4 protein-coding genes and 1 pseudogene are annotated in these 3,621 nt (G+C 68.7%); 2 read left to right on the top strand and 3 right to left on the bottom strand.

Annotated features, from left to right (window positions below):
* Both argF and EQG76_RS26850 read right to left on the bottom strand, forming a co-directional pair.
* On the bottom strand, positions 1–864 hold an 864-nt coding region (argF, locus tag EQG76_RS26855; protein WP_159717999.1), incomplete at its 3' end, for an ornithine carbamoyltransferase.
* Complete coding sequence (locus tag EQG76_RS26850) at positions 861–2,048, bottom strand: aspartate aminotransferase family protein (RefSeq protein ID WP_159717997.1); 1,188 nt, start codon at positions 2,046–2,048, stop codon at positions 861–863. The genes argF and EQG76_RS26850, both read right to left, overlap by 4 nt.
* A gap of 210 nt (positions 2,049–2,258) precedes the next feature.
* Between EQG76_RS26850 and EQG76_RS26845 the strand changes: the two genes are divergently transcribed.
* Both EQG76_RS26845 and EQG76_RS26840 read left to right on the top strand, forming a co-directional pair.
* Complete coding sequence (locus EQG76_RS26845) at positions 2,259–2,636, top strand: hypothetical protein (RefSeq protein WP_159717995.1); 378 nt, start codon at positions 2,259–2,261, stop codon at positions 2,634–2,636.
* A gap of 54 nt (positions 2,637–2,690) precedes the next feature.
* On the top strand, positions 2,691–3,140 hold the full coding sequence (locus EQG76_RS26840; protein ID WP_159717993.1) for a hypothetical protein: 450 nt from the start codon (positions 2,691–2,693) through the stop codon (positions 3,138–3,140).
* Here the strand turns inward: EQG76_RS26840 and EQG76_RS32550 are convergent.
* Positions 3,053–3,621: pseudogene (locus EQG76_RS32550) on the bottom strand (transposase); the annotation flags it as partial. The gene EQG76_RS26840 and the pseudogene EQG76_RS32550 overlap by 88 nt on opposite strands.

The raw sequence follows: 3,621 nt of genomic DNA, 5'->3' as shown, positions 1-3,621 counted from the left end.
ATGCAGGCGGTTCTCGGCCTCGTCGAACACGACCGAGCGCGGCCCGTCGATCACCTCTGCGGTGACCTCCTCGCCGCGATGCGCCGGCAGGCAATGGAGGAAGATCGCCCCTTGGTTGGCTGCATCCATCAGACGGTCATCGACGCGATAGGGCTCGAGCTGGCGATGCCGCTCCTCGGCATCGGCCTGGCCCATCGACACCCAGGTATCGGCGACGACGGCGTCCGCATCCGTCACCGCCTCATATGGGTCGCGCAGCACCCGAATGCGACCCTGGTGCTGCTCGGCCCAGCGCACCACCTCGGGCGCTGGCTCCAGGCCGGCAGGGCAGGCCAGGTCCAGGCGGAAGTCGAAGCGCACGGCGGCGTGGATGAAGGAATGGGCGACATTGTTGCCGTCCCCGGTCCAGGCGATCTTCTTGCCCTTGATGGGGCCTCTATGCTCCTCGAAGGTGAGCACGTCGGCCATGATCTGGCAGGGATGGCTGTGGTCGGTGAGCCCGTTGATCACCGGCACGGTCGCGTGATGCGCCAGCTCCAAGAGCTTCTCGTGCGCATCCGTGCGGATCATGATCGCGTCGACATAGCGCGAGAGCACCTTGGCGGTGTCGGCTACGGTCTCGCCGCGGCCGAGCTGCATCTCCTTGGACGACAGCACCACCGGATGGCCGCCCAATTGGCGCACCGCGACCTCGAAGGAGACGCGGGTGCGGGTGGACGGTTTTTCGAAGATCATCGCGAGCGAGCGGCCGGCCATTGGCAGGCCGAGGTCGCGGCCGCCCTTCATCTGAACGGCGCGGTCCAGGATCCCCCGGAGCGTCCCGCCATCGACGGCACTCAGGTCGAGAAAGTGCCGGGGGGTCATGTCGAAAACTCCGCACAGGTCCGGTCGAGCATCTCCAGCGCCTGGTCGATCTCGTCTGGGGTGATGGTCATGGGCGGCAGGAGCCGGACGACATTGTCGGCCGCGGCCACGGTCAGCAGACCGTGCTCGCGACCTTTCGCGACGAACGCGGCATTATCCCCGGCCAGCTTCAGGCCACGGATCAGGCCCCGCCCGCGAATCTCCGCTACGATGGCCGGGTGGCGGGCCTTGAGCGCCTCGACCCCGGCCGCCAGCCGCTCGCCCAGCTCCACCACCCCGTCCAGGAAGCCGGGTGCCAGGATCTCGTCCAGCACCGCGTTGGCCACCGCACAGGCCAGCGGGTTGCCGCCGAAGGTCGAGCCGTGCGTGCCGGCGGTCATGCCGCTGGCGGCCCGGCCGGTCAGCAGGCAGGCGCCCACCGGGAAGCCGCCGCCCAGGCCCTTGGCGATGCCCATGATGTCCGGGGCAGGTGCCTCCAGCGCCTCGTAGCCGAACAGCTTGCCGGTCCGGCCGATGCCGCACTGGACCTCGTCATAGACCAGCAGCAGGCCGTGCTCGTCGCACAGGTGCCGGATCTCGTGGAGGAAGCCGGCCGGTGCCGGCCGGATGCCGCCCTCGCCCTGGATCGGCTCCAGCATGACAGCCGCAGTCTGCTCGCCGATCACGGCCTCCAGCGCCTGGAGGTCGCCGAACGGCACATGGTCGAAGCCGTCCAGGAGCGGGGCGAAGCCCTCGGTCATGCGCGGCGAACCGGCCGCCGAGATCGTCGCCATGGTCCGGCCGTGGAAGGCGCCCTCGAAGGTGACGATCCGGTTGCGCTCCGGCCGGCCGTTCGCGAACTGGTAGCGCCGCGCGGCCTTGATGCAGGCCTCCATCGCCTCGGCGCCCGAGTTGCAGACGAACACGGTCTCGGCGAAGGACGCGCCGACCAGCCGGTCGGCCAGCCGCTCCAGCTCCGGGATGCGGTAGATGTTGGAGACGTGCCAGAGCCTGGCTGCCTGGTCCTGGAGCGCCTTGACCAGATGCGGATGGCCATGGCCCAGCCCGGTCACCGCGATGCCGCTGCCGAAATCGAGGAATCGTCGGCCGTCGGTCGCCACCAGCCAGGCGCCCTCGCCGCGCTCGAAGGCGAGGTCGCTGCGCTTGTAGACGGGAAGCAGGGAAGGAACGACGGCGTTCTGCATGCTCGTTTCGCTTGGAACGTGAGGTCGAGCTCACTTTTGGGGAAAGCGGGTTCAATGGGGGGGAGCACGAAGTCTGTCAACGACCGGCCCGTGGCAGGTGCCCGCGCGCGATGCCCGCGGTCGCCCGGACGAGAGGTGACAGGAATCACTGCCAGGTCCGATATGCCCACCCACCATCCGGAAACGACATAACGACCAGCGAGACCGCCCATGCCCCGTTCCGCCACCACCGTCCTGATGGTCTGCGCGACGCTGGCCGTTGCCGGCGCCTGCGCGCCGACCGCCAGCACGATGGACGCGGAGCAGTTCGCGAGCGCGCGCACGGTGCTGCAGGAGAGCCCGAGCATGCGCACTAAGGCAGTCGACGAGTGCAGCGCCAAGCAGGCGCTGCGCCCGGAAGGCGACCGCGCGATGATCGGCGCCGTGCTCAAGGTGGATGCCCAGGCAGCCCCCGCCGAGCTGTGCCGGCGGATCGTCAAGGCGATCGTGGACGGGCGGCTCAGCCACGAGGACTACGTGGCCGTGTCCTCCGGCAGCCAGGACCGAAAAGCCCTCGCCCGGCTGGTCCGCGCGGTGAGCGACAGCTAAGCCGTGGCGGTTCCGGACCGTTTCCTTTCCGCCGCTTCTTCCAGGAGCGCTCCCATGATTCGTACCGGCCTCGCCAGTGCCGCCCTGCTGGGGGTGCTCGGCGGTGCCGCCGGCGGTGCGCGCGCCATGGACGGCATGATCTACCTGGATGCCGCCAACACCTATGCCGGCACGGCGGCGGTCAACGCGACGATCGACCAGTACCGCAAGTGCATCGAGGTCCGCCAGGCCGCCGAGGCACTGGGCGATGCGGCGGACTGGCAGAGCGTCGCAGACGCCTGCCCGCATGATTCCAGCCAGGCCGATCCGGGCAAGGATGTCCAGGGCAGGGGAGGATGGCCGGGTGCCCGGCTCGGACTGACTGGCCGTCGCACAACCGCCGAACCGGTCCCGGCAGCTTCATCGCCTAGAGGCTGTTATGGACCTGCGGCCAGTCGAGCTGCTTGCTTGAGCATGATGCAGGCAAACGCGACGAGGTGGAGGTCGGCAAGGGTGCTGGCGTAGCGCTCATCGTCCTTCACCAAGCGGCGAAAACGAGTGGCCCAGGCAAAGGAGCGCTCCACCACCCATCATCGGCCAGTAAGCCGATGATCCGCTTCCCGAAGGGACGGCGGTCAGTAGACCGCCGAGGGCGCCTTGGCAGCAGCACGAATCCCCGTTCTGACTTGGGGCAGCTTGACGACCTCGTGTTCGATGCCTTGGGCTTTGGCGGCGTGTGCTGCCTTTTGGCCGCGATAGTCCTGATCCACATGGGCCCAGGCGACGCTTTGTCCGGTGGCTTCCTGCACGACTTCGGCAGGACGGCCCACCTTGGCACGGTCATCCGCATCGGTGGGGGTGAGGTGCAGGGCGAGCAGATGGCCGAGCGTGTCCACGACCAGGTGCAGGTTGGCACCACGGCACCGTCATAGCCCGCGCGTTCGCCGCTCTTTTGGCGAGCAGCGCAACGCCCGGCTGTCGAAGATTGCAGCACTCAGGTGAGGCT

It is taken from the genome of Geminicoccus flavidas (genome assembly GCF_009806515.1).
In the GTDB taxonomy this organism is placed as follows: domain Bacteria; phylum Pseudomonadota; class Alphaproteobacteria; order Geminicoccales; family Geminicoccaceae; genus Geminicoccus; species Geminicoccus flavidus.
This window is presented reverse-complemented; position numbering and strand designations above follow the sequence as displayed.